This is a genomic window from Kineococcus radiotolerans SRS30216 = ATCC BAA-149 (assembly GCF_000017305.1).
Taxonomy (GTDB): domain Bacteria; phylum Actinomycetota; class Actinomycetes; order Actinomycetales; family Kineococcaceae; genus Kineococcus; species Kineococcus radiotolerans.
Genome location: NC_009664.2, coordinates 3,753,507 through 3,778,092, shown reverse-complemented (window position 1 = coordinate 3,778,092; position 24,586 = coordinate 3,753,507). Strand labels below are relative to the sequence as shown.

The window sequence follows — 24,586 nt, the reverse complement described above, 5'->3', positions numbered from 1 at the left end:
GAGGAGTGGATCACCACTGACCGCGTCGGCGGTCCCACCGTTGCTCGAGGCGTTCCATGAAGGACCCGCTCCGGCGCGACTTCCCCGGCCGCACCGGCCGCGATCCCCCCACGGGGGGCTGCCCACCGGCGGTGCCCGCTCCCCGAGCCGGTGAGAAGGCCCAGATCGTGCCGGCGAGCATGACGATGAAACCGCCTGCCCCCAGCCAGATCCGGCTCGTGCTGGCCCCGATGATGAGGAGCACGAGACCCACCACGACGGCAGCGATGCCGACGAGGAGGCGCCGCCTGGCGGCGCGTCCGTGACGGGAACCCTTCATGGCGTTGGCGAACTTGGGATCGTCCGCGGACAGCGCACGTTCCATCTGCTCGAGCAGACGCTGCTCATGTTCCGAGAGCGGCACCTGTACCTCCTGGCGTGCGCACGTTGTGCTTCAAAGGATATGTCCCCGTGGCTGCGGACGAAACTCGGCTTACCACATCGTCTCCCACCGAGCGTCGTGCCGTGGTGCTCTTGGCGTGTCTCGTCCCCTCCAGCGGGGAGAACGACGCAGCTCCGCGGTCGGTTCCACCGCAGGTCACAGCGAGTCTGCCGGACGGAACGGACCCGCGCTCACCGGGAGGCGGCCCGGGTCACCGCGGGGGGAGCAGAGTGGCCGGTCTCACACTCCCGGCCCCGAAGCGGGCCCCCGCGCGGTCGACCGCCCCGTCGGCCTCGCGCCACCCGTGGGTGCGTTCGCCGAGGACCAGCTGCCGCGGTTGGGTGGCCGACTCGGCCAGCCCCTCCAGCCGCACCCCCACCAGCCGCACCCGGGCCCGGTCGAGGGCGAGGGCGTCGAAGAGGTCCCGCGCGGTGGCGTGGACCTCCCGGGTGACGTCGGTGCGTTCGCGCAGGGTGCGGGAGCGGGTGATCGTGGTGAAGTCGGCGAACCGGACCTTGAGGACGACCGTCCGCCCGGCCACCCCGGCCGCCCGGGCCCGGGCGGCGGTGCGCTCGGCCAGCCGCAGCAGCTCCCGGTGCACCACCCGCGCGTCGTCCACGTCGCGGGAGAACGTCTCCTCGGAACCGATGCTGCGTTCGGGGGCGAGCGCGACGACCCGGCGCTCGTCCCGCCCCCAGGCCAGGGCGTGCAGGTGCCGGCCGGTGGCGTCCCCGAGACCGCGGACCAGGGTCGTGACGGGGGTGTGGGCGATGTCGGCGACCGTCCGCAGGCCGAGGCGGGCCAGCGTCTCCTCGGTGCGTTCCCCCACCCCCCACAGCGCCGAGACCGGCAGCGCGTGCAGGAAGGCGACCGTCTGGGCGTGGGGGACGACCAGCAGCCCGTCCGGCTTGGCCGCGCCGGAGGCGAGCTTGGCCACGAACTTCGTCGAGGCGACCCCGACGGAGCAGGTGATGCCCTGCTCGTCGGCGATCCGGTCGCGCAGCGCGGCACCGATCCGGGCCGGGCTGCCGAGGCGGCGGACGGCGCCGGAGACGTCGAGGAAGGCCTCGTCGAGGCTGAGGGGTTCCACGAGCGGGGTGATCGAGCGGAACACCTCCATGACGCCCGCGGAGATCCGCGCGTAGTCCTCGTGGTGGGGGGTGAGGACCGTCGCGCCCGGGCACAGGCGCCGGGCGCGGGCCATCGGCATCGCGGCGTGCACGCCGTGGCGGCGGGCCTCGTAGGTCGCCGACAGCACCACCCCGCGGTTCCCGCCGCCGACGATGACGGGCGTCCCCACCAGGTCGGGGCGGCGCAGCAGCTCGACGGAGGCGTAGAAGGCGTCCATGTCGGCGTGCAGCACGGTGCAGCCGGTGTCGTCGTCGTCCAGCCCCCAGCCCCCGGGGCCGTCGGGCCGCAGCTGCCGCCGGCTCACCGCCCGCTCCCCGGGACGGGTTCAGCGGGTGGCGTGCAGGTGCAGGTGCCCGGCCAGCCCGAGCAGCTCCGGGGACGTGGAGGCCAGCGCCTCCAGGCGGCGCAGCAGCTCGACGTCCGCGTCGGACTCGGTGCGGGTGGAGGGGACGACGTCGCTGAACGTCCGGGTGCCCTCGACCGCGGTGACGGTGAACCCGGCCCCCTGCGCGAGCGCCGTCGCCGAGGCGCGGTCGAACCGGCGCCGCAGCGGGTCGTGCCCGCTCCACCGGTGGTCGGCGTCGGAGAGCACGTGCAGCGCCTGGTCGAGGTGCCCGGACAGGACGCGGGCCAGGACGCTCGCCGGCCACTGCGCGACGAGCAGGCTGAGCCGGCCGCCGGGGCGCAGGGCGTCGTGGGCGGCGCGCAGCGCGGCGCGCGGGTCGTCGACGACCTCGAGGACCCCGTGGCAGAGCAGGACGTCGGCGCGGCCGGGTTCGAGCACCGCGGCGAGGTCGGTCGCGTCCCCCTGCAGGGCGCGGACCCGGTCGGAGAGCCCGGCTTCGACGGTGCGCCGTTCGAGGGCGGCGAGGGCGTCGGGCGAGGGGTCGACCACGACGACCCGGTGGCCGAGCGCGGCGACCCGCACGGCGAGGCCGCCCGTCCCGCCGCCGAGGTCGACGACGGTGAGTTCCCCGGCGCCGGGCGCGGCGGCCGCGTCGGCGAGCAGGCGCTGGACCCCCTCCCAGAGGACCGTCGACGTGCGGGGACGGCCCCGTTCCTTCGCCACTCGTTCCTCCAGGCTCGTGCGGGTGGTCGTCCGGTCGGTGCTGCGGTCCCCCACCCTAGACACCCGGCGGGGCCGCCGGTGCGGACGTGGCCGCGCGCCGCTCCGGTCACCTCCCGGGGCTCCCGCCGCTGGAGTGCCACAGCTTGCGCGGGGGGTCGGCCCGCCCGCCGGGGTCCCGGTCCGGCTCCTCCCGGGGGGCCCGGCCGATCGCGCGGGAGTTGCGGGTGTCCTCCCCGGCCGGCCGGAGGTCGGCGTAGGGGGACTGCCGGAAGCCGCTGGCGTGCACCAGCACGCGCCGGGTGCCCGTCCCGCCGGCGGTCGCGCCGTGCTCCGCGGGGAGGGGGGCCGAGGGGGTCAGGGGGGCCGGAGGGGCCGTGGGGGTCGCGGCCGGGGAGCGGCCGGGGTCGGGGGCGCCGGCGATGAGCTCGCGCACGACGTCGATCCCGTCGACGTTCCAGGCGTCCCACAGCGCGGGCAGCTCCCACGCCCCGGTGGCGCGCAGCGACACCCCCCGGGGTCCGGTGCGCCGCAGCACCCCGCGCACGACGAGCAGCCAGGAGTGGAAGACCGTCGCGGCGTAGGGGCCCTGCGCGTCCTCGAAGAAGGTCACGTCCAGCGGGCCGGTGGTGTCGTCGAGGGTGAGGAAGACGACCCGCCGCCCCGAGCGGACCGGCGGGGTCTGGGTGGCGACCTTCACCCCCGCGACGAGCAGCTGCGCGGCGTTGCGCCGCGAGCGCAGCTCCCGGGCCGGGGTGACCCCCAGCGCGCGCAGGAGCGGGGCGTAGAAGTCGACGACGTGGGAGCTGACGTCGAGCCCGAGGACGTCGAGCTCGGCGCGGACGCGTTCGGCCCCGGTCATCTCCGGCAGGCCGCTGGGCGCGACCTCCTCGGGGGCGTCGCCGAGGTCGAGGGCGAGCTGCACCGCTCCGGCGGGGTCGGCGACGGGCCGCGCGGCCCGCGACTGCGCGGCGGCGGCGGCCCGGACGTCGAGGGGACCCGGCCCGCCCGCCGCGACGGCCCGGGGGACGCGCACCGGCCCGGGCCCGGCGGTGGAGCGGGTCCAGCGGTCGAGCTCGGCGACCTGCAGCAGCAGGTCCCGGCGGGTGGTGCGCCCCCGCCGGGGCGCGGGTTCCCCGGCCCGGCCGACCGGGCGCAGGCCGTGCAGGGAGTCCAGCGCCCCGGTGAGGACGAGGCGCTCGGCCACCGGCCGCGAGGGGCGGGCGCGCTGCCACAGGTCGGCGAGCGAGCGGTAGGGCTGACCGGCGACGAGGCGGGAGACCTCCGCCGCGGAGATCCCCTTGACGTCGCTCAGGGACAACCGGATGCCGAACCCGGTGCCGTCGGCGACGCCCTCCCCCAGCCCCTCGGCGTCGCGCCCCTCCCGCCACCCCGGCCACGGGTGGAGGGCCGCCTGGCCGTGGGGGGCGGGGCGGGGCCCGGGGAGGTCCACGGGTTCGACGCGGTAGGTGTCGCCGGAGGCGTTGACGTCCAGGCCCAGCACCTCGACGCCGAGGTTGCGGGCGTCGTCGAGGATCAGCCGCTTCGGGTACATGCCCGGGTCGTGGGTGAGGACCCCCGCCAGGAACGCCGCGGGGTGGTGGGTCTTCAGCCACGCCGACTGGTACGTCGGCAGCGCGAACGCCGCGGCGTGGGCCTTGCAGAAGCCGAACGAGGCGAACGCCTTGAGCACCTCCCAGATCCGCGCCACCACGTCCTCCGGGTAGCCGTGCTCCACGGCGCGGCGCTTGAACTGCGGCTCCATCTCCTCCTGGCCCTGCCGGGTCCCCAGGTGCCGGCGGTACTCGTCGGACACCGCGAGGTCGTGGCCGGTGGTGGCCCGGATGATCTCGATGACCTGCTCGTGGAACACCACGACGCCGTGGGTCTGCTCCAGCACCGGCCGCAACCGGTCGTCGAGGAACTCCGGGGCGGCCCAGCCCTGCCGGGCCCGCAGGAACGGGGCGACCATGTCCGACTTCACGGGGCCGGGCCGGAACAGCGAGATGTCGACGACGATGTCGTGGAAGGTCTCGGGGGCGAACTTGCCGACCAGTTCCCGCTGCCCCGGCGACTCGATCTGGAAGCAGCCGAGGGTCCGGGTGGACCGGATCAGTCGGAAGGTGGCCGGGTCGTCCAACGGCACCTGCTGCCGGTCGTCGAGGTCGATCCGCACGCCCTCGACCCGTTCGACCTCCCGCACCGCGTACGCCATCGCCGACTGCATCCGGATCCCGAGGACGTCGAGCTTGAGCAGGCCGAGGTCCTCGACGTCGTCCTTGTCGAACTGGCTCATCGGGAAACCCCGCCAGCTGGCCTCCACCGGGGTCCGGTCCAGGAGGGTCCGGTTCGACAGCACGATCCCGCAGGGGTGCAGCGCGACGTGCCGGGGCAGGCCGTCGAGGCGCTCGACGAGGTCGAAGAAGGTGCTGAGGCGTTCCTCCCCCAGCCCGCTGCGACGCAGCTCGGGCAGTTCGGCGATCGCGGCGCGGGCGTCGCGGGCGCGCAGGTGCGGGAAGGCGGTGGCGATGGCGTCGACCTCCGCCGGCGGCAACCCGAGCGCCGCCCCGACGTCGCGGACGGCGTGCCGCACCCGGTAGCTGTCCATCATCGACACGCACGTGACCCGCTCCCCGCCGAAGCGGTCCAGGACCGCCCGGTAGACGTCCTCGCGGCGGGCGGACTCGACGTCGAGGTCGATGTCGGGCAACTGCCCGCGCCGGGGGTTGAGGAAGCGTTCCATGAGCAGCCCGTGCCCGAGGGGCTCGACGTCGGAGATCCCCAGCAGGTGGTTCACCAGGCTGCCCGCCCCCGAACCCCGCGCCGCGACCCGCACGCCCATCGCCCGGGTCAGGTCGCAGACGTCGGCGACGGTGAGGAAGTAGCTGGCGAACCCGACCTGCTCGATGATCGCGAGTTCCTCGTCCAGGCGTCGGCGGACCTCCGCCTCCCGGCTGGCACCGGCCCCCGGGTACCGCGCGGCGATGCGCGCCTCCGCCCGCCCGCGCAGCAGGGCGGACTGGTCGACGTCGTCGCCCAGCCCGAGGGCCGCCGGGTCGGGCAGGTGGTGCCGGCCGAGGCCGAGGTCGCGGGCGGGGTCGATCCGGGCGCGGCCGGCGAGCACCGCCGTCGCGGCCAGCAGGTCGGCCGCGGCGGCCGGGTCCCCCGCGGCGCGGGCGACGTCGGCCGCGGTCCGGGCCATCTCGGCCGAGGGCAGGAGGTGCCCCTGCCCCGTCGTGCGGTCCAGGTGGCGCGGACCCAGCGGCACCAGCCGGCGCACCGCGTCGAGCAGGTCCGCCGTCAGCGCCCCGTCCGGCTCCGCGGACCGCACCGCGGCGGTGAGCACCGCGGGGACCCCGGCCTCGCGGGCCAGCCCCAGCACCCGGGCCGCGTGCTCGACGCTGCCGGCCGTCCCCGGCGGGGCGTGGTGGCAGACGACCTCCAGGTGCAGCGAACCGGCGGGCAGCGCCTCCTGCCAGCGGCGCAGGACGGCGCGCGCGAGGTCGTCCCGGCGGGCCAGCACGGCCCGGCCGAGTTCCGAACCCGGCCCCAGCAGCACGGCCAGCACCGCGCGGCCGTCGGTGCCGCGAGCGTGCGCGGCGACGAGTTCGAGGCTGCTGACGGGGGTTCCGCGCCGCCCGCCGAGGTGGGTCGCGCTCACCAGCCGGCACAGACCCGCCCAGCCGCGCCCGGCACCGGCCTCGTCGGCGCCGAGGGCGAGCGCGGTGATCCGGGGCCACCGGGGATCGACCACCGACCCGCCCCGCACCGGTGCGCGCGACCCCCTGCGGCGCACGGCGACCGAGGGATCGGCCCACTCGGGGAGCCCGGTCGCCGAACCCGTGGGCGTCGTCGCGAGGTCGACGCCGAGGACCGGGGCGATCCCCGCGTCGACGCAGGCCCGGACGAACTTCACCGCACCGTGGAGACCGTCCCGGTCGGTGAGGGCCAGCGTCGCCAGGCCGAGGTCGGCGGCCCGGGCGACGAGAGCCGCCGGGGTGGAGGTCCCGTACCGCAGGGAGTAGCCGGAGGCCACGTGCAGGTGCGGGAACGGGGGTGCGGTGGTGGTCAAGGGGGACGTCCTTCGAGAACGCGCCCGTGGGGAAGGCCGAGCAGCAGGTGGTGCGGGATCGCTGGGGAACGGCCCGGGCCGCGCGCCTCAGCCGGCGAGCGGCACGGCGCTGAGCCCGAGCAGCGACTCCACCACCCGGAGGAACCGCTCGGCGTCGGCGAGGAGTTCCTCCGCGTCGGCCTCACCGACGACACCGGTGCGCCCGGCCTCCACCGCCGAACGCAGCGGCGCGGTGGCGGCGAACCGGTCGGCCCACTCCTGCAACGAGGGGTCGATGGCGGGGAGCATCTGCCACACGCTGCGCGGACCGTTGCGCCGGGGACCGACGGGCCGCCCGTGCACCGCGACCAGGGCCGCACCGGCCCGCAACGCGCCGAGGTGGGCGTGGACGTAGCGTTCGGCGGTGTCGGTGGTGCGCAGCGCCAGGAGCAGTTCCTCCTCGCACCTCTCGAGCAGGTCGAGGGCGGCGGTGGTCAGCGGACGGGGGACGCCCCGGGGGACGTCGAAGGTGCCGGGCATCGAGTTCTCCTCCGAGATCGTTCGATCGTCTGGTGCTGCCTGGACGGCGGGCCGGTGGCGGTTCAGTCGCTGACGCGCAGCAACTGCCACTCGCGCGGTTCGTCGAGAACAGGATTACCAGCGACCTCCGACACGGCCGCCGTCCCGAGGGCCACCGGACGGGCGAGGTCGTAGACGCCCACCGCGCCGGCCCGCCCCACCCCGGCCTCGACGCGGAAGACCTCCCGCTCGAGGTCCCCGATCTCGAGCACCGGCCGCACCGCCGTCACCGCGCCCCCCGCCCCGCCCGCCTCGTCGCCGTGGACGGCGGCGACGGCGGCGTGCTCCCACCACGCGCTGCGCTCGCGCCACCGGGACAGGACCTCGCGCACCACGTAGAGCCGGCCGCGCCAGACGAACAGGGCCGGGACACCGGCCTCCTCCCCCCTCGCGCCGCACCGCACGTGGACCTCGTCGGAGAACCGCCGCACCGCTGTCACCTTCCCCCCTCGAGCCGACGCCGCGACGGACCGCGCAGCGCGACGAGCCGGGGGAAGCGGCCCGCGACGACGCACCCGGGGCGCGGCCCGTGGAGCTTCCCCTCCCCACGGACCGCGCCACCGGGCGGCCGAGCGCGTTCGAACACCGGTTCGAACGCATCACGAAGCTACACCACCCCGCTCCGGGCCCGTCAACGGTGAACCTCGCCGTCCACAGGGCGCGGAGTCGCTCCCCAGGGACCCCGGGTGACCCCCGGGGGCGCCGTCACCCGGACGGCCGACGGGTTGTCCACAGCGACCTCCCGACGGCGCCCGCGCCGCGCCGCGGCGTGCGACCGTGCCACGGTGATCCCGCTCCACCGCGTCGCCGCACCCCTCGTCGCGCTCCTCGCCGTCGGCGCGCTCGCCGGGTGTTCGCAGGAGGCGGCGGACGCGCCAGTGGTGGGTTCCGCCCCGGCCGGCGCCGTCACGGCCACCCCGACGACACCGGCGGCCTCACCGGCCGGCGCGACCCCCACCCCGGTGACCACGAGGAGCCTCCCGCTGCCCGAGCAGACCGAGCTGAGCCGGACGTTCACGGTGGACGGAGCCAGCGCGTTCGCGGCCTACTTCACGCAGGTCCTGAACTACGCCAATGGAACGGGGGACCCCGCTCTCCTCCTGTCCATCTCGGACGCAGGCTGCTCCGGATGCCGGTACCAGGCTGATGTGATCGACGAGTATCGAGCGCGGGGCTACTCCTCGACCGGGTTCGAGATCCAGTTCACTGGCACCCGGGTCGACTCGTGGGATGCAGCGAAAGGCGAGATCGGCCTCACTGTGTCAACGACCAAGACGGCCTTCGAGACAACCGACCTCCACGGTCGAGTCGTCGGCTCCGCGCCGTCAGTCCCGAACGGTGAGTTCTGGCTCGATCTCAACTGGTCAGATGGGCGCTGGATCGTCTGGGAGGTGGAATGAGGAGCTGGAAGACCGCCTGGGGTGTCAGCACGACGATCTGCGTGCTGACCCTGGCCTGCGCCAGCTCGACTGCCTGGGCGGGCCCCACGGGGTCAACGGGAATCAGCCGCGACGACAGTTTCGAGATCGGCGCATCGCGTTCCGATTCCCAGCGCCAGCACCGGAATCCCAGCCGGGACTCTGCTCGTCAAGGCCCACCCGTGGAGGTCGTCAGGACCCCCGCCTGCGGTCGCAACGGCCCCGAGGGTTCCTTCGGCGACGACTTCTGCGGCGCCTCGAACCGCCTCTGCCCGCCGGGCCAGACCTTCGCCACGACCTGGACCCGGACCGGGGGCGCCCCCTGGGTCAACGGGGGCAGCAGGTGCACCGCGGGGGCGGAGGACGCGGAACCTGTCACCCTGCCCGTCGTCACCGAGGCCGACCTGCGCCGCCTCCCGCTGCCCGCCGGCGCCGTGGAGCTGCAGCCCCGCACCGGCCTGGCCCTGCTGCACGTGCCGCTCGTCCTGCGCACCGGGACCGACGTCGTCGTGCGCGACACGACGGTCCTCGGCTACCCGGTGACGGTCCGCGCCACGCCGACCAGCTGGACGTGGGACCTCGGGGACGGCACCACCCTGGGCCCCACCACCGACCCCGGGAACCCGTACCCGCGGGCGACCCTGACCCACGCCTACGACACCCCCGGCGAGCACCTGATCACCCTCACCACGACGTACACCGGCGAGTACACCGTCGCCGGGCTCCCGTACCGCCCCGTCGCGGGCACCGCCACCGTCGTCTCCGCGGCCACCGCGGTGCAGGTCCGCGAGGGGTCCGCCGTCCTCACCCGCTGAACGGGGCGCTCACCGCGACGGGCGGGGGGAACCGGTTTACCGTCGTGGTGCATGAGGTGGACGGTGGTTCACGAGTCTCCCGGGAACGCTGGGACGAGCACCGCCACGGCCCCGGCCGTGGAGGCGACCGCCACGGCGCTGGTCGAGCTGCGCGGGGCGGGTGAGGTCCTCGAGGTCCCGGCGACGCTGCGGGACGCGGGTCAGCTCGCCGAGCACCTCGGGGTCCCGCTCGCCGCCGTCGCCACCACCGCGGTGCTCCGCACCCGGGACGGGGGACGGCTGCTCGTCGTGGCCTCGGCGGCCCACCCGATCCTGCCGGCCGTCCTCGCCGGGGTCCTCAGCGAGCCGGAGCTGACCTGGGACGACGACACGGACGTGCTGCGCTGCACCGGGTCCGTGCTGGGGTCCGCCTCCCCGATCGGGCTCACGGCGCAGCTGCCCACGTTCGTGGACGTGGCCCTGGCCCCGTACCCGGCGGTCTGGGTACCGGCCGGGCACCCGCACGCGGTGTTCCGCACCCGCTACGACGAGCTCCTGCGGCTCACCAGCGGGCACCCGGTCGAGATCGGGTGAGCGGACTCCTCGAGGGGTTCGCCGTGCACCGCGCGGGGTCGGCCGCGGCACAGGCCCCGGCCGTCGTCCTCGTCCACGGCCTCGGCGGGGCGGCGAGCACGTGGTCCCTGCTCGTCCCGCACCTCGCCGCCGACCACCGCCTGCACGTCCTGGACCTGCCCGGTCACGGCACCGCGCCCCCGGTGGCCGAGGCGAGCGCGATGAGCCCCGCGGCCCTCGGGGAGCGCCTCCACCGGCTGGCCGCCGCGCTCGCCGCGGAGGAGGGCCGGCGCGTCCACCTCGTCGGGCACTCCCTCGGGGGGTGGGTCTGCCTGGAGGCGGCCGCGGCCCCCGGGGCGGAGGAGGCCGTCGCCAGCGTCACCGCCTTCACCCCCGCGGGGTTGTGGGCCTCCCCCCGCCGGCGCCCGCCGCTGCTCCCCACGGGGCAGCAGTTCGCCCGCCTCGCGGGGCGCCTGCCCGTCGGGCTCGTCACCACCGCCGTGGGCCGGACGCTGGCCCTGGGCGCCACCAGCACCGCCCCGCGCCGGCTGCCCGCCGAGGTCGTGCGCGGCGCGGTGGAGGCGGTCGCGGCCGCGGCGGGCTACGCCGCCGCCGACGCCGGGATCGGCGCGGCCTCCTTCACCCGGGCCGGCGACGTCCGGGTCCCGGTGACGGTCGTGGCCGGGGGCCGGGACCGGGTGCTGCCGCCGTCGTTCCTGGTGCGCTCCTGCGCGCCGCCGCAGACGCGCTGGCTGGAGTGGGCCCGCAGCGGGCACGTCCCGGTGTGGGACCACCCCGCCGACTGCGCCCGCGTCGTGCGGGAGCAGGTGCGCTCCGCGCGCGCCGGGGACGGGCCCGCCGCGTAGCCTCCCCGGGTGCCCGCCACCCCCGAGGTCGTGACCCTCGACGTCTGGACCGTCACCCCGCGAGCCGTCCCCCGCGCCGTGTGGCGCATGGCCGCGGACCGCCGCGCGGTGCAGCGGCTGCCGGGGGCGCAGTTCGGGAAGCTGCTGGGCACCGGGGACGGGACGACGTTCACCGTCCGCGACGCCGACCCGCGGCACTGGGCCGTCCTCGTCGCCTGGGACCGCCTCGCCGACGCCGAGCGCTACGAGACCTCCCGCCCGGTGCGCGCCTGGCAGCGGTTCGCCACCGAGCGCCTGCAGGTCCGGCTCGCGCCCCACGGCAGCCGCGGCCGCTGGTCCGGGCGCGAGCCCTTCGGCCCGCCCCGCGCGCGGGGCGGCGCGGACGTGGAGGGCCCCATCGCCTCCATCACCCGCGCCCGGCTGCACCCGAGCCGCGCCGCCGGGTTCTGGCGGGCGGTGCCGCCGGTGGCCGCCGAGCTGCGCACCGTGCCCGGGCTGCGGTGCGCGATGGGGATCGGGGAGGCGCCGCTGGGCTACCAGGGGACGTTCTCGCTGTGGGACTCCACCGGCGCCCTGGAGGAGTTCGCCCACCGCCGCGAGGCCCACCGCAACGTCATGGCCCGCACCCCGCGGGAGGGCTGGTACGTGGAGGAGCTGTTCGCCCGGTTCCGGGTCCTGGACGTCCGGGGGACGCTGGACGGGCGCACCCCCTGAGCCCAGCGGAGGCTGGTGCCGCGCCCGGCTCCTAGAGTGCTCGGGTGCCCTCGAAACTCGCGCCGCTGCTCACCGGAGCGCTCACCGGCGCGGCCGTGCTGTCCCAGGTCGCCCACCCCCTCCTGCGCGGTGAGACCCTGCGCCGCACGACGATCGGCTCCGTCGCCGCCTTCTGCGCGGCGTCGGTCGGCGACGCCGCCCGGCGGGGCGGGGCGCGCGGGGCGCTGACGACGCTGGCCGTGGCGGGAGGCCTGGGGCTGCTGGCGGAGGCCGTGGGCACCCGCACCGGGCGCCCCTTCGGCCGCTACCGCTACGCCGGGACGCTGGGGCCGCAGGTGCTTGACGTCCCGGTCGTGGTCCCGCTGGCGTGGACGATGCTCGCCCAGCCGGCCCTGCAGCTCGGGCGGCACCTGGCCCGGGACCAGCCGCGCAGCCGGCGCGACGCGGTGGCCGTGGCCGCCGCGGCGTGGACGCTGGCCAGCTGGGACCTGTTCCTGGACCCGCAGATGACCGCCGCGGGGCACTGGGCGTTCGAGACCCCCCGCCCGCACCTGCCGGGAGTGCCGGGGATCCCGCTGAGCAACTACGCGGGGTGGCTGCTCACCGCCGGCGTCATCTGCGCCGCCCTGCACCGGGTGCTGCCCGCCGACCGCGACCCGGACCACCCGCACGCCGTCGCCGCCACCCTGCTCGGCTGGACCTGGCTGGGTTCCGCGCTGGGCAACGCCGTCTTCTTCCGCCGCCCCGTCGTCGCCGCCTACGGCGGGGTGGCGATGGGGCTGACGGTCCTGCCGTACCTGCGGTCGGTGCTGGGCGGTGCCCGGTGAGCGGCTGGCGCACCCTCACCCTGCTCGGGTCGGCCGCCGCCGCGGCGCTGACGGCCCACTCCCTGCTCAACGCCCGCGGCCTGCGGGTGCCGCCGCTGGACCCGCCCCCGGTGCCGGGCCGGGTGAGCGTCCTGGTGCCCGCCCGCGACGAGGAGGAGCACGTCGCGGCGTGCCTCGGCTCGCTGCTGGACCAGGTGGGCGTCCCCGACCTGGAGGTGCTCGTCCTCGACGACGCCTCCACCGACCGGACCGCGGACGTCGTGACCGCGACCGCCGGCACCGACCCCCGGGTGCGGCTGCTGCGCAGCGCGGGCCCGGAACCGGGCTGGCTGGGCAAGACCCACGCCTGCCACCGGCTGGCCGGGGCCGCCACGGGCGACGTCCTGGTCTTCGTCGACGCCGACGTGGTCCTCGCCCCGCACGCCGTGGCCGCGGGGGTCGACCTGCTGCGCGGGGCCGGCCTGGACCTGGTCTGCCCCTACCCCCGCCAGCTCGCCCTCACCTGGAGCGAGCGCCTCGTCCAGCCGCTGCTGCAGTGGTCGTGGCTGACGACCCTGCCGCTGCGCCGGGCCGAGGTGTCCCCGCGCGCGTCGCTGGCCGCGGCGAACGGGCAGTTCCTCCTCGTCGACGCCGCGGCCTACCGCGCCTGCGGCGGGCACGCGGGGGTGTGCGGGGAGGTGCTGGACGACCTGGCCCTGCTGCGCGCGGTCAAGGCGCACGGCGGTCGCGGCGGGGTCGCCGACGGCACCGCGCTCGCGACGTGCCGGATGTACGACGGGTGGGAGGACCTGCGCGAGGGGTACGCGAAGTCGCTGTGGTCGGCGTTCGGCTCCGCGCCGGCCGCCGTCGCGGTCGGCGCGGGGCTCGCCCTGACCTACCTCGTCCCGGCGGCGGCGGCGCTGACCGGCTCGCCGGTGGGGGCCCTCGGCTACCTCGCGGGGGTCGTGGGCCGCTACGCCGCGGCGGAGCGCACGGGCGGGCGCTCCGTCCCGGACGCCTTCGCGCACCCCGCCTCGATCGCGGTCCTGCTCGGGCTCCTGGCCGACTCCTGGCGCCGCCACGGCCGCGGCGAGCTCACGTGGAAGGGACGGACGCTCTGAGCACCGTCGTCGTCGTCGGCGCGGGTCTGGGCGGGTTGTCCGTCGCCGCGCGCCTGGCCGCCCTCGGTCACCGGGTGGAGGTCTTCGAGCAGTCCGAGGAGATCGGGGGCAAGCTCGGCTGGTTCAGCCGGGACGGCTTCTCCTTCGACACCGGGCCCTCCCTGCTGACGCTGCCCGCGGTCCAGCGCGACCTGTTCCTCAAGACCGGCGACCCGATCGAGTCGGTCCTCGACGTGGTGGCGCTGGACCCGGTCGCGCACTACCGCTTCGCCGACGGCACCGAGGTCGACCTGCCCGGGGGCGGGCTGCCGCGGGTGGCCCGCGCCCTGGACGAGGCGCTGGGAGCGGGCACGGGCGCGCAGTGGACGGCGTTCCAGCGGCGCGCGGCGGCGATCTGGGACGTGGCGCGCGAACCGTTCCTGGAGTCGCCGCTGGACGGCCCGCGGACGCTGCTGCGCCTGGCCCGCAGCGCCTCCGACGTCGCCACCGTCGCCCCGTGGTCCAGCCTGCGCGGCCTCGGCCGGCGCTACCTCGACGACCCCCGGTTGCGGACGCTGCTGGACCGCTACGCGACGTACTCCGGCTCGCACCCGGCGAAGGCCCCCGCCGCCCTGGCGACGGTGCCCTTCGTCGAGCAGGCCTTCGGCGCCTGGTACGTCCGCGGGGGCCTGCACCGGCTCGCCGAGGCCGTGGCCGACCGCGCCGGCGAGCACGGGGTGCGGATCCGCACCGGCACCCCGGTCACCGCCGTCCTGGCCGAGCACGGCCGCGCCGAGGGCGTCCGGCTCGCCGACGGCACCGAGGTCCGCGCCGACGTCGTCGTCTCCGCCGTCGACGCCGCCCGCCTCTACGGGGACCTGCTGCCGCGGCCCCGGTTGCGCCCGCGCCCCTCGCGCCGCTCCACGTCGGGCTTCGTGCTGCTGCTGGCCCTGGACGGGCGGACGCCGGGGCTGCGGCACCACACCGTGCTGTTCCCCGACGACTACGACGCGGAGTTCGCCGACCTCGCCGCGGGCCGGCCGGTGGCCGACCCGACGGTCTACGTCAGCGCGCCCGACGACCCCGCGCTGCGGCCCGACGAGGACTCCGAGGCCTGGTTCGTGCTGGTCAACGCCCCCGTCCACGACCCGCGGCGGGGCACCGACTGGCGCTCGCCCGACCTGGTCGAGCGGCACGCCCGGACGGTGCTGGACACGATGGCCGCGCGGGGCCTGGACGTGCGGGACCGGCTGCGCTGGAGCGAAGTCCGCACCCCGGCGGACCTGGAGGAGCGGACCGGCAGCGACGGGGGGGCGATCTACGGCAGTTCCAGCGACGGGGCCCGCTCGGCGTTCCTGCGCCCGGCCAACCGCTCCCCCGTGCCGGGGTTGTTCCTCGTCGGCGGCAGCGCCCACCCCGGGGGCGGGCTGCCGCTGGTCGGGTTGTCCGCGCGCATCGTCACCGACCTGATCGGTCCCGCCTGAGGACCCGCCGGCCCGGCCCGCGCGGGTCAGAGCCGGCGGCCCACCGCGGTGGCCACCTGCACGAGGCCGATGGTCCCCAGGACCGCCCAGACCCCGGCCCCCAGGGTCGCCCAGTCCAGGTGGACGACGACCGCGGTGGCCGCGGCGCACGACGCCGCGATCGCCAGCCGCACCGGCCGCTCGGCGACGGAGACGATCCGCACGTCGTCGACCCCGAGCCCCTGGGCCCGGGCGCGCAGGTACTCCTGCAGCTGCGCGGTCCCGCCGGCGAGGAGGACCAGCCAGGCCGGGGCCCCGCACGCCCACAGGACGACGGCGCAGGCGGCGTCGCCGACCCGGTCGCAGGCGGCGTCCAGCAGCGCCCCCCGGCGGCTGGTCCGCCCGGTCATCACCGCGACGGCGCCGTCGAGGTTGTCGAAGATCCCCGCGAGGGCGAGCAGCGCGCCGGCGGCGACCGCGGCGGCCCCGCCGCGTCCGCCCGCGACGACGACCGCGGCGGCGAGGACGGCGAGCGCCCCGCCGGCCAGGGTGATCGCGGTGGGCGGCACCGCGGCGCGGGCGAGGGGCCGGGCGAGGGCGTGGGCGCCGCCGAGCCAGGCCCGCACCAGGGCGTTGGCGTGCGTGCCGCCGTGCAGCGCCCGCCAGCGCCGCAGGTACGCCTCCCGATCCATCACCACGGGACCACGGTAGGGCTCGGTGGCGGGTGATCCGCCCGTGACCAGCGGGGACACCCCGCTCGCCACGCCCCGGGCGGGTGCCTAGAGTGCCCCTGTGCAGCCCGCCTCCCCCGTCCAGCCCGTGGCGACCAGCGACCTGCGACGTGCCGTCTCCGACGTCCTCGACGAGTTCCTGCGCGACCAGGCCTCGGTCCTGCGGGAGGTCAGCGAGGACTGCGCGCCGGTCCTGGACGCGATCTCCGCGCTGCTCTCCGGCGGCAAGAGGCTGCGGCCGGCGTTCTGCTACTGGGGCTTCCACGGGACCGGCGGGGAGCTGCCCGACGAGGGGATCGTCACCGCCGCCGCGTCGCTGGAGCTGTTCCAGGCCGCGGCGCTCATCCACGACGACGTCATGGACGACTCCGACACCCGCCGCGGTCAGCCGGCGGCGCACCGGCGCTTCGAGGCCCTGCACGCGCGGTCGGGCTGGGACGGCAGCCGCGAGCGGTTCGGCCTCGCCGGCGCCGTCCTCGCGGGGGACCTGTGCCTGGGCTGGAGCGACGAGCTGTTCTCCCGCGCCCGGCTGGCCCCCGACGCCCTGGACCGCGGCCGCCGGATCTTCAACGTCATGCGCACCCAGCTCATGGGCGGGCAGTACCTGGACATGCTGGAGCAGGCCTCCTCCGACCAGCGCGGCACCGACGGCGCGGTGGACCGGGCGCGGCGGGTGGTGACCTTCAAGAGCGCGAAGTACTCCATCGAGCACCCGCTGCTGCTCGGGGGGTCGCTGGCCGGGGCGTCCACGGACCTGCTGGCCGACTACTCGCGGTTCGGGCTCGCGCTGGGCGAGGCGTTCCAGCTGCGCGACGACGTGCTCGGGGTGTTCGGCGACCCGGCCGAGACGGGCAAACCCGCCGGTGACGACCTGCGCGAGGGCAAGCGCACCGTGCTGATCGGGCTCGCCGTGCAGGCGGCGGACCCCACCCAGGCCGCCGAGGTACGGCGGCTGCTGGGTTCCCCGGAGCTGGACGCCGAGGGTGTCGAGACGTTGCGCCAGGTCCTGGTGGACACGGGCGCGTTGAGTGGAGTGGAGAAGATCATCTCTGAGCAGGTGGACGTGGCGTGCGCCACGCTGGACGCGGCCGACGTGACGGAACCCGCGCGAGCGGCCCTGCACGAGCTGGTCGTCGCGGCGACGAGCAGGCGCTCGTGAGCGCGCTGAGCCGGGGCCTGGACTGGCTGCCCGGCCGCACCCGGCACGTGGCCGGCCCCACGGAGAACGTCGTCGTGGTCGGCGCGGGGCTGGCGGGGTTGTCCGCGGCCATGCGGCTGGCCGGGGCGGGGCGCAACGTCACCGTCCTGGAGCGCGAGGACGTCCCGGGTGGCCGCGCCGGTCTGGTGGTGAAGGACACCGCCGACGGGCAGTACCGCTTCGACACCGGCCCCACGGTGCTGACGATGCCCGACCTCATCGCCGACTGCTTCGACGCCCTCGGCGAGGACATGGACGACTGGCTGGACCTGGAGCCGGTCGACCCGCTGTACCGCGGGAACTTCGCCGACGGGTCCAGCCTGTACGTCTCCGCCGACGTGGAGCGCACCGCCCAGGCGATCCACGAGCTCTCCGGCGCGGCCGAGGCCGACGGCTACCGGCGCTTCGTCGACCACGTCGCGAACCTCTACCGCTACGAGATCCGCGACTTCATCGACTCCAACATCGACACCCCGCTGGACCTGCTCAAGCCGAACCTGGTGCGGCTGCTGGCCGCCGGGGGCTTCAAGAAGATGGCGCCCGAGGTCGGGAAGTTCCTCAAGGACCCCCGCACGCAGCGGATGTTCTCCTTCCAGGCCCTCTACGCCGGGTTGTCGCCCTACGACGCGCTGGCCCTGTACGCCGTGATCGCCTACATGGACTCCGTCGCGGGGGTGTTCTTCCCCAAGGGCGGGATGCACGCGCTGCCGACGGCGATGGCCGCGGCCTCGGAGAAGCACGGCGTGCAGTTCCACTACGGGACGACGGTGACCTCCGTCGAGCGCAGCGGGGGGCGGGCCACGGCGGTCATCACCGCCGACGGGCGCCGGTTCCCCGCCGACGTCGTCGTGCTGAACCCGGACCTGCCGGTGGCGCGCGAGCAGCTCCTCGGCGCACCGGTGCGGCGCAAGCTCACCTTCTCCCCCTCCTGCTACCTGCTGCTGGCGGGGTCCTCGAAGGACTACCCGGACCCCGTCCACCACTCGATCCACTTCGGGCACGCGTGGGAGGAGGTGTTCGCCGAGCTGCTCGACGGGCGCCTGATGAGCGACCCCTCCGTCCTCGTCTCGCGGCCCACGGTGTCCGACCCGTCGCTCGCCCCGGCGGGCAAGCACGTCTACTACGTCCTCTTCCCCACCCCCTCGCTGTCGGCGGGGTCCAGCCGCATCGACTGGGACACCCACGCCCCGCGATACCGCGAGCACGTCCTGGAGGTCATGGCCAAGCGCGGCTACGAGGGGTTCGGGGAGTCGATCGAGGCCGAGGACGTCACCACCCCGGCCGACTGGGAGCGGCGCGGCATGGCCGACGGCGCCCCGTTCGCGTCCTCGCACCTGTTCCGGCAGACCGGGCCGTTCCGGCCGGGGAACCTCTGGGGCGAGAACGTCGTGTTCACCGGTTCCGGCACGCAGCCGGGCGTCGGGGTGCCGATGGTGCTGGTCTCGGGGCGGCTGGCGGCCGAGCGGGTCACGGGGCGGATGCGCGACTACCGCTCGCGCGCGTGGCGCAGCGCGTGAGCCCGGCGGACACCCCGCGACCGCCGCGCAGCAGCGCGGCGGCCCTCGACGCGGCCGCCGCGAGCGACCCGGCGCTGCTCGACCCGCAGCTGCGGGCCGCGTTCGAGACGTGCCGGCGGCTGCACGCCGACCACGGCAAGACCTACTACCTGGCGACGCTGCTGCTGCCCGCCGCGAAGCGGCCCTACGTGTGGGCGCTGTACGGGTTCGCCCGCTACGCCGACGAGTTCGTCGACTCCCTCACCGACCCCGACCCCGACGCGCTCGTGGCGTGGTCCGACGACTTCCTCAAGTCCCTGGACGACGAGGCGGGCGCCGGCCCGCAGGACCCGGTGGGCCGGGCGATGGCGGCCACGATGCGCCGGTGGGACATCCCGCGCGAGCACGTCGAGGCGTTCCTGGACTCGATGCGGATGGACATCACCGAGACCGGCTACGCGACCTACGAGGACCTGAACCGCTACGTCTACGGGTCCGCCGCCGTCATCGGGCTGGAGATGCTGCCGATCCTGGAACCGCTGACCCCGGAGGCGGTGGCCCCGGCGCGGGCGCTGGGCGAGGCCTTCCAGCTGACGAACTTCGTGCGCGACGTCGGGGAGGACCTCGACCGCGGCCGGGTCTACTTCCCGGCCGAGGACCTCGAACGCTTCGGCCTCAGCCGCGAGGACCTCTTCGCGGCGCGCGCGGCGCGACGGACCCCGCCCGCCGTGCGGGAGCTGCTGGCCTTCGAGGCCGCCCGCACCCGCGAGCTGTACGCGCGGGCGGTGCCGGGGCTGGACATGGTCCACCCCACCAGCCGCGACTGCCTGCGCACCGCCTACCGCCTCTACGGCGGGATCCTCGACGAGGTCGAGCGGGCCGGTTTCGACGTGCTGGACCGGCGGGTGCGGGTGGGCACGTCCCGCCGCCTCGCCGTGGCCGTGCCCGGGCTGGTCCGGGCGCGCCTCGCCCGGGCGGACGAGGCGCACTGGCGGAGCGCCTGACCGCGGGGCCGGGCCGGTGGCCCGGCCCCTCCCGTCAGAAGCCGAGGGCCTGCGCCCGGCGCCGGACCTCGGTCTTGCGGTTGGCCCGCAGCGCCTCGATGGGCGTCCCGGGCAGGGAGTCGTCGGGGGTGTAGAGCCACCCGATGGCCTCGGTGTCGGTGTACCCGGAGTCCACGAGCACCGACAGGGTGCCCTTGAGGTGGTTCAGCGGACCCTCGGGGGTGACGAACCCGGCGGGGACCTGCGCCACCGAACGCTCCCCGCGGCGGACGGCGACGATCTCGCGCTCCTGCAGCCAGCGGCGCACGACGCGCTGGTCGACGCCGGTCACCTCGGCCACGCCGGGGACGGTGAGCCACTCGGGGACCAGGGCGTCCAGCTCGTCGGTGCCCTGCTCACGGGCGATCTCTGCTCTCAACGGTGCGACCACCCCACCAGTCTGCCGCCTCACGACGCGCCCATGCACCTCCCACGTCGGTGGGGGTCCGTCGACCATCGTGGGGTGGTGGCGGCGGCGTCGTCCGATAGGTTCACCCCCGCCCCACCAGAACCGCCCGTCACGACCTGCGAGGGATCCGCCATGGCCGACGACCACGACCCGACGGACGCACCCGAGAAGACCGGCGAGCGCTCCCGGCGGGGCCGCTGGCTGGCCGCCGCCCTCGTCGGCGCCGCCGCCCCCACCGCCCTCGTGCCCGCCGCCCAGGCCGCGCCGGCCGCCGCGCACGCCGCGAGCCCCGAGGACACCGTCACCGTCCGGGCCGGCGACACCGTCGGCGGCATCGCCCGCCGCGCCGGCACGACCGTCGAGGCGATCGTCGAGGCCAACGGCCTCGACGGGAACGCGCAGATCGTGGAGGGGCAGCAGCTGCGGGTGCCGCGGCCCGCGGCCGACGGCGGCCCCGCGGGAGCCCCGGCCGGCGGCACCCACACCGTCCGGGCCGGGGAGACCCTCAGCGGCATCGCGCTGACCCGGGGCACGACGGTCGCGGCGCTGCGCGAGGCCAACGGCCTGAGCGCCGACGGGTTCATCCGCGAGGGCCAGGAGCTCACCCTGCCCGGCGGGACGGGCGGCGGCTCCCAGGCGAAGACCGGCGGCGCGGCCGGGGACGCCACGTACACCGTCCGCGCCGGGGACACGCTGTCGCACATCGCGCTCTCGACCGGGGTCGGGGTCGAGGACCTCGTCGCGCTCAACGGCCTCGACGACACCGGCTTCATCGTCGAGGGCCAGCAGCTGCGCCTCGGCCGGCCACCGGCCGCGAGCACCCCGGCCCGGCCCGCGACGCCCGCGCCCACGCGGGCCGCCACGGTCAGCGAGGCCGTGGAGGTCAACCGCGCCCGGATCCAGGCCTCCTCCCAGCCCGGGCGGGAGGAGATGCGCGAGATCATCCGCTCCACCGCCGTGAAGCTCGGGGTGGACCCGTCCCTGGCCCTGGCCATCGGCTACCAGGAGTCCGGCTTCAACATGAAGGTCGTCTCCCACGCCAACGCCATCGGGGCGATGCAGGTCATCCCCAGCTCCGGGGAGTGGGCCTCGGACCTGCTGGGACAGCCCATCGACCTCTTCGACGCCCGCGACAACGCCCGGGCCGGGGTCGCGATCCTGCGCACGCTGGTGGCGAACAACCCCCCGGACGTCGCGATCGCCTCGTACTACCAGGGCCAGGCGTCGGTGCGCTCGCGCGGGATGTACGACGACACGCGACGCTACGTGGCGAACGTGCAGACGCTGCAGGCGCGCTTCAGCTGACGCGGGCCCGGGGCGACCTAGACTCGCTGATCGTGGACGCCACCCTCTCCGACCCCCTCGTGGGGCGACGCCTCGACGGTCGCTACCGCGTCCTGGGGCGGATCGGCCGCGGGGGGATGGGGGTCGTCTACCGCGCCGAGGACGAACGGCTCGAGCGCGCCGTGGCCCTGAAGGTGCTGCGCGCCGACCTCGCCCACGACCCCGCCGCCCGGGCCCGGTTCGTGCGGGAGGCCAAGTCCGCGGCCCGCCTCGCCCACCCCGGGGTCGTCGCCGTCCTCGACCAGGGCGTCGACCACGAGGGCGGCCTGGAGACGGCGTACCTGGTGATGGAGCTCGTCGACGGCCGCACCCTGCGCGACGTCGTCCTCGACTCCGGCGCCCTCACCCCCGGCGAGGCGCTGAGCGTCGTCGGCGACGTCCTGGAAGCCCTCGCCGAGGCCCACCGCAAGGGCGTCCTGCACCGCGACGTGAAGACGGCCAACGTGCTCGTCGCCGACGACGGCCGGGTCAAGGTCGCCGACTTCGGCCTGGCCCGCGTCGTCAGCCCGGGCGGTCAGAGCACCACCGTCGGCATGGGCGACCTCATGGGCACCGCGGAGTACCTGGCCCCCGAGCAGCTGGAGACGGGTGAGACCGACACCCGCAGCGACGTGTACGGCGTGGGGGTGGTCCTCCACGAGGTGCTCACCGGGACGCCCCCGTTCACCGGGGAGAGCCCCTTCGCGATCGCCTACAAGCACGTCCACGAGCCGGTCCCCCCGCCCTCGACGCGGGTGCCCGGCCTGCCGCCGGCGCTGGACGCCCTCGTCCTCGACGCCCTGGCCAAGGACCCCGACGAACGTCCCGCCGACGCCGGGGAGATGCTCGAGCAGCTGCGCGCGGTGCGGGCGTCGCTGACCCCCGAGCAGCTCGGGACCCGCCCCCCGCGCCCGGCGGGGACGGCGGCGCCGGGCAGCACCACCCGCCTCGGGGCCCTGGCCGCCGCGGCTCCCCCGCCCCGCCCGGTCCACCCCGGGCGCCGGTCCCGGCGCGGGCTGCTCGCGGGTCTGGTCCTGCTCGTCCTGGCGGTCGCCGCGGGCGTGGCCTGGTACCTCACCGCCGGCCCCGGCGCGTACACCACCACCCCGGCCGTCGCGGGGAAGTCCCCGCAGGAGGCCACCGCCGTCCTGCGGGCCGCCGGCCTCGGGGTGCAGGAGGAGCAGGGCTTCAGCGACACCGTCCCGCAGGGGCTCGTCGTCACCAGCGACCCCGGCGACGGCGAGCGCGTCCGCAAGGACGGGACGGTGACCCTCGTCGTCAGCCAGGGGGTCCAGCAGTTCCCCGTGCCCGACGTCGTGGGCCGGACCCGCGAGGAGGCCCAGGACCTCCTCACCGGCACCGACCTCGCGGTGGGCGCGGTCACCGAGGAGTTCAGCGAGGACGTCGCCGAGGGCGCGGTCGTGCGGACCGACCCCGCGGCGGCCACGGTCGTCCCCCACGACTCCCCCGTCGCGCTCGTGGTCTCCAAGGGCCGGGAACCCATCGGGGTGCCCGGGCTCGTCGGGCGCACCCAGGACGCGGCGCAGGAGGCGATCACCGACGCGGGTCTCACCGTCGGCGCGGTCACCCGCCAGGTCAGCGAGACCGTCGCCGCCGGGCAGGTCATCTCCCAGGACCCCGTCGACGGCACGCTGTTCCGCGGTGACCCCGTCGCCCTCGTCGTCTCCTCCGGCCCCCCGCTGGTGCAGGTGCCGGCGGTGCAGGGCAAGCAGGTCGACGCGGTCCGCGCCCAACTGGAGGGCCTCGGCTTCCGGGTGCAGGTGAACAACGTCCTGGGCGGGGTCTTCGGGACCGTGCGCGACAGCGACCCCCCGGCCGGGCAGTCCGTCCCCAAGGGCTCCACCGTCACCCTGACCGTCGTCTGAGCGGGCCGGGGACGACGGAGCGGTGGCCCCGCGGGGATTCCCCCCCGCCGGACCACCGCTCCGGGGCGGGTCAGCGCTCGGCGAGCATCTCCGCGGCGAGGAACGCCAGCTCCAGGGACTGCTGGTGGTTCAGCCGCGGGTCGCACAGCGACTCGTAGCGGGTCGCCAGCGCCGCGTCGTCGATGTCGTAGGCCCCGCCGAGGCACTCGGTGACGTCGTCCCCGGTGAGCTCGACGTGCAGGCCGCCGGGGACGGTGCCCAGCGCGCGGTGCACCTCGAAGAAGCCGCGGACCTCGTCCACGACGTCGTCGAACCGGCGGGTCTTGTACCCGCTGGTCGAGGTGATCGTGTTGCCGTGCATGGGGTCGCAGACCCAGGTGACCTGGGCGCCGGAGCGCGTGACGCCCTCGACGAGAGCGGGCAGGGCCTCGCGGATCGTCGAGGCGCCCATGCGGGTGATGAAGGTCAACCGGCCCGGCTCGCGGTAGGGGTCGACCTTGTCGATGAGCGCGAGGGCGTCGTCGACGGAGGTCTTCGGCCCCAGCTTGATCCCGATCGGGTTGCGGATCCGGGCGGCGAAGTCGACGTGGGCGCCGTCGAGCTGCCGGGTGCGCTCCCCGATCCACACCATGTGCGCGGCCACGTCGTACGGGCCGCCCTGGCGCACGTCGTCCGGCGCGGCGCCGGCCAGCGGGGGTTCCTCGTCGAGGGTGCGGGTCAGCGGACGTTCGTAGTCCAGCAGCAGCGCCTCGTGGCTGGACCAGAACTGCACCGTCTGCAGCGCGTCGAAGTCGGCGCCGCAGGCGGCCATGAACCGCATGGCCTTGTCGATGTCGCGGGCCAGGGAGTCGTACTTCGCGTTGGCCGCGGTGGCCGCGAACCCGCGGTTCCACTCGTGGACCTTGCGCAGGTCGGCGTACCCGCCGGTGGTGAACGCCCGGATGAGGTTCAGCGTCGCCGAGGACGTGTGGTACGCGCGCAGCAGCCGCTGCGGGTCCGGGACGCGGGACTCGGGCGTGAACGCGTAGTCGTTGACGGCGTCGCCGCGGTAGGCGGGCAGCGTGACGCCGTCGCGGGTCTCGTCGTTGCTGGAGCGGGGCTTGGAGAACTGCCCCGCCATCCGGCCGACCTTGATGACGGGCAGGCTCGCGCCGTAGGTGAGGACCGCGGACATCTGCAGCATCGTCTTCAGCCGGCGGCGGATGCCGTCGGCCGTCGCGCCGGCGAAGGTCTCGGCGCAGTCCCCGCCCTGCAGCAGGAACGCCTCGCCGCGGGCGGCCTTCGCCAGCTGCGCGCGCAGCTGGTCCGCCTCCCCGGCGAACACCAGCGGAGGATACGACGCGAGCTCCGCCTGCACCTCGGCCAGCGCCGCGGCGTCCGGCCACTGCGGCTGCTGGGCGGCGGGGAGGTCGGGCCACGTGATGCTCGACTGGCCCGACGAGAGGGGACTCGTCGTCGTGGGAGTGCTCACGCGGGCCAGTGTCGCACCCCGGGCGGGGTGAGCCCGCCACCGTTCTC

The 24,586-nt window shown here is 76.1% G+C and carries 22 protein-coding genes; 13 read left to right on the top strand and 9 right to left on the bottom strand.

The features are described from left to right. Positions 1-10: 10 nt before the first annotated feature. From KRAD_RS17935 to KRAD_RS17910, 6 genes are all read right to left on the bottom strand, one after another. Positions 11-403 (bottom strand): DUF3040 domain-containing protein, encoded by a 393-nt coding sequence (locus KRAD_RS17935; protein ID WP_012087070.1) that lies wholly within the window; start codon positions 401-403, stop codon positions 11-13. Positions 404-632: 229 nt separating this feature from the next. Beyond that, a complete protein-coding gene (gene dinB / locus KRAD_RS17930; RefSeq protein WP_012087068.1) occupies positions 633-1,856 on the bottom strand; it encodes a DNA polymerase IV in 1,224 nt (407 codons plus the stop codon). A gap of 21 nt (positions 1,857-1,877) precedes the next feature. Next, entirely contained in the window at positions 1,878-2,621 is a 744-nt protein-coding gene (locus tag KRAD_RS17925) for a methyltransferase domain-containing protein (RefSeq protein ID WP_041293470.1), read from the bottom strand. Positions 2,622-2,727: 106 nt separating this feature from the next. After that, positions 2,728-6,690, bottom strand: coding sequence for a DNA polymerase III subunit alpha (locus KRAD_RS17920; protein ID WP_012087066.1), 3,963 nt, complete (start codon positions 6,688-6,690; stop codon positions 2,728-2,730). An 87-nt stretch (positions 6,691-6,777) separates the two neighbouring features. Beyond that, positions 6,778-7,209: an SAV_6107 family HEPN domain-containing protein gene (locus KRAD_RS17915; RefSeq protein ID WP_012087064.1), complete on the bottom strand. Its 432-nt coding sequence runs from the start codon at positions 7,207-7,209 to the stop codon at positions 6,778-6,780. 62 nt (positions 7,210-7,271) lie between these two features. Beyond that, the gene (locus KRAD_RS17910) at positions 7,272-7,688 is read right to left on the bottom strand and encodes a DUF6504 family protein (RefSeq protein ID WP_203417600.1); all 417 of its coding nucleotides are present in this window, start codon (positions 7,686-7,688) and stop codon (positions 7,272-7,274) included. Positions 7,689-8,033: 345 nt separating this feature from the next. Here KRAD_RS17910 and KRAD_RS17905 point away from each other — a divergent pair, with 345 nt between their 5' ends. From KRAD_RS17905 to KRAD_RS17870, 8 genes are all read left to right on the top strand, one after another. Next, a complete protein-coding gene (locus KRAD_RS17905) occupies positions 8,034-8,648 on the top strand; it encodes a DUF6318 family protein (RefSeq protein WP_157873642.1) in 615 nt (204 codons plus the stop codon). A 200-nt stretch (positions 8,649-8,848) separates the two neighbouring features. Beyond that, a complete protein-coding gene (locus KRAD_RS17900) occupies positions 8,849-9,481 on the top strand; it encodes a PKD domain-containing protein (RefSeq protein ID WP_049821273.1) in 633 nt (210 codons plus the stop codon). 51 nt (positions 9,482-9,532) lie between these two features. Next, on the top strand, positions 9,533-10,054 hold the full coding sequence (locus KRAD_RS17895; RefSeq protein WP_083782118.1) for an aminoacyl-tRNA deacylase: 522 nt from the start codon (positions 9,533-9,535) through the stop codon (positions 10,052-10,054). Continuing rightward, complete coding sequence (locus tag KRAD_RS17890) at positions 10,051-10,899, top strand: alpha/beta fold hydrolase (RefSeq protein WP_041292193.1); 849 nt, start codon at positions 10,051-10,053, stop codon at positions 10,897-10,899. The genes KRAD_RS17895 and KRAD_RS17890 overlap by 4 nt, the downstream gene beginning before the upstream one ends. Positions 10,900-10,908: 9 nt before the next feature. Continuing rightward, positions 10,909-11,613 carry a hypothetical protein gene (locus KRAD_RS17885; protein WP_012087058.1) on the top strand — a complete coding sequence of 235 codons (705 nt, stop codon included), beginning with the start codon at positions 10,909-10,911 and terminating at the stop codon, positions 11,611-11,613. A gap of 44 nt (positions 11,614-11,657) precedes the next feature. Beyond that, the gene (locus KRAD_RS17880) at positions 11,658-12,440 is read left to right on the top strand and encodes a carotenoid biosynthesis protein (protein ID WP_012087057.1); all 783 of its coding nucleotides are present in this window, start codon (positions 11,658-11,660) and stop codon (positions 12,438-12,440) included. Beyond that, positions 12,437-13,540: a glycosyltransferase family 2 protein gene (locus KRAD_RS17875; protein WP_012087055.1), complete on the top strand. Its 1,104-nt coding sequence runs from the start codon at positions 12,437-12,439 to the stop codon at positions 13,538-13,540. Before KRAD_RS17880 ends, KRAD_RS17875 begins: the two co-directional genes overlap by 4 nt. Further along, positions 13,537-15,003 carry a phytoene desaturase family protein gene (locus KRAD_RS17870; RefSeq protein ID WP_041293465.1) on the top strand — a complete coding sequence of 489 codons (1,467 nt, stop codon included), beginning with the start codon at positions 13,537-13,539 and terminating at the stop codon, positions 15,001-15,003. The genes KRAD_RS17875 and KRAD_RS17870 overlap by 4 nt, the downstream gene beginning before the upstream one ends. A 26-nt stretch (positions 15,004-15,029) precedes the next feature. Here KRAD_RS17870 and KRAD_RS17865 read toward each other — a convergent pair whose 3' ends face one another. Next, complete coding sequence (locus KRAD_RS17865; RefSeq protein ID WP_041293464.1) at positions 15,030-15,674, bottom strand: CDP-alcohol phosphatidyltransferase family protein; 645 nt, start codon at positions 15,672-15,674, stop codon at positions 15,030-15,032. Between the two features lie 100 nt (positions 15,675-15,774). Here KRAD_RS17865 and KRAD_RS17860 point away from each other — a divergent pair, with 100 nt between their 5' ends. Genes KRAD_RS17860 through KRAD_RS17850 form a run of 3 tightly spaced genes read left to right on the top strand, consistent with a single transcriptional unit; the run spans position 15,775 to position 19,411 of the window. Next, positions 15,775-16,872, top strand: coding sequence for a polyprenyl synthetase family protein (locus KRAD_RS17860; protein ID WP_012087051.1), 1,098 nt, complete (start codon positions 15,775-15,777; stop codon positions 16,870-16,872). Further along, the gene (crtI, locus tag KRAD_RS17855) at positions 16,869-18,428 is read left to right on the top strand and encodes a phytoene desaturase family protein (RefSeq protein WP_012087050.1); all 1,560 of its coding nucleotides are present in this window, start codon (positions 16,869-16,871) and stop codon (positions 18,426-18,428) included. Before KRAD_RS17860 ends, crtI begins: the two co-directional genes overlap by 4 nt. Next, positions 18,413-19,411, top strand: coding sequence for a phytoene/squalene synthase family protein (locus KRAD_RS17850; RefSeq protein ID WP_012087049.1), 999 nt, complete (start codon positions 18,413-18,415; stop codon positions 19,409-19,411). The genes crtI and KRAD_RS17850 overlap by 16 nt, the downstream gene beginning before the upstream one ends. 34 nt (positions 19,412-19,445) lie before the next feature. Here KRAD_RS17850 and KRAD_RS17845 read toward each other — a convergent pair whose 3' ends face one another. Further along, positions 19,446-19,862: an Rv2175c family DNA-binding protein gene (locus KRAD_RS17845; protein ID WP_012087048.1), complete on the bottom strand. Its 417-nt coding sequence runs from the start codon at positions 19,860-19,862 to the stop codon at positions 19,446-19,448. A 129-nt stretch (positions 19,863-19,991) separates the two neighbouring features. Between KRAD_RS17845 and KRAD_RS17840 the strand changes: the two genes are divergently transcribed. After that, entirely contained in the window at positions 19,992-21,164 is a 1,173-nt protein-coding gene (locus KRAD_RS17840; RefSeq protein ID WP_012087047.1) for a LysM peptidoglycan-binding domain-containing protein, read from the top strand. A 32-nt stretch (positions 21,165-21,196) separates the two neighbouring features. Next, a complete protein-coding gene (gene pknB, locus KRAD_RS17835; RefSeq protein ID WP_012087046.1) occupies positions 21,197-23,068 on the top strand; it encodes a Stk1 family PASTA domain-containing Ser/Thr kinase in 1,872 nt (623 codons plus the stop codon). 70 nt (positions 23,069-23,138) lie between these two features. On the opposite strand, the gene KRAD_RS17830 is transcribed toward pknB, so the two are convergent. Then, the gene (locus KRAD_RS17830) at positions 23,139-24,539 is read right to left on the bottom strand and encodes a class II 3-deoxy-7-phosphoheptulonate synthase (RefSeq protein WP_012087045.1); all 1,401 of its coding nucleotides are present in this window, start codon (positions 24,537-24,539) and stop codon (positions 23,139-23,141) included. Positions 24,540-24,586 lie beyond the last annotated feature (47 nt).

Excerpts from the sequence above, each read along its gene's own strand:
- KRAD_RS17840 (WP_012087047.1), top strand. The coding sequence starts at position 19,992 with ATGGCCGACGACCACGACCCGACGGACGCACCCGAGAAGACCGGCGAG.
- KRAD_RS17895 (WP_083782118.1), top strand. The coding sequence starts at position 9,533 with ATGAGGTGGACGGTGGTTCACGAGTCTCCCGGGAACGCTGGGACGAGC.
- KRAD_RS17865 (WP_041293464.1), bottom strand. The coding sequence starts at position 15,674 with ATGGATCGGGAGGCGTACCTGCGGCGCTGGCGGGCGCTGCACGGCGGC.
- KRAD_RS17915 (WP_012087064.1), bottom strand. The coding sequence starts at position 7,209 with ATGCCCGGCACCTTCGACGTCCCCCGGGGCGTCCCCCGTCCGCTGACC.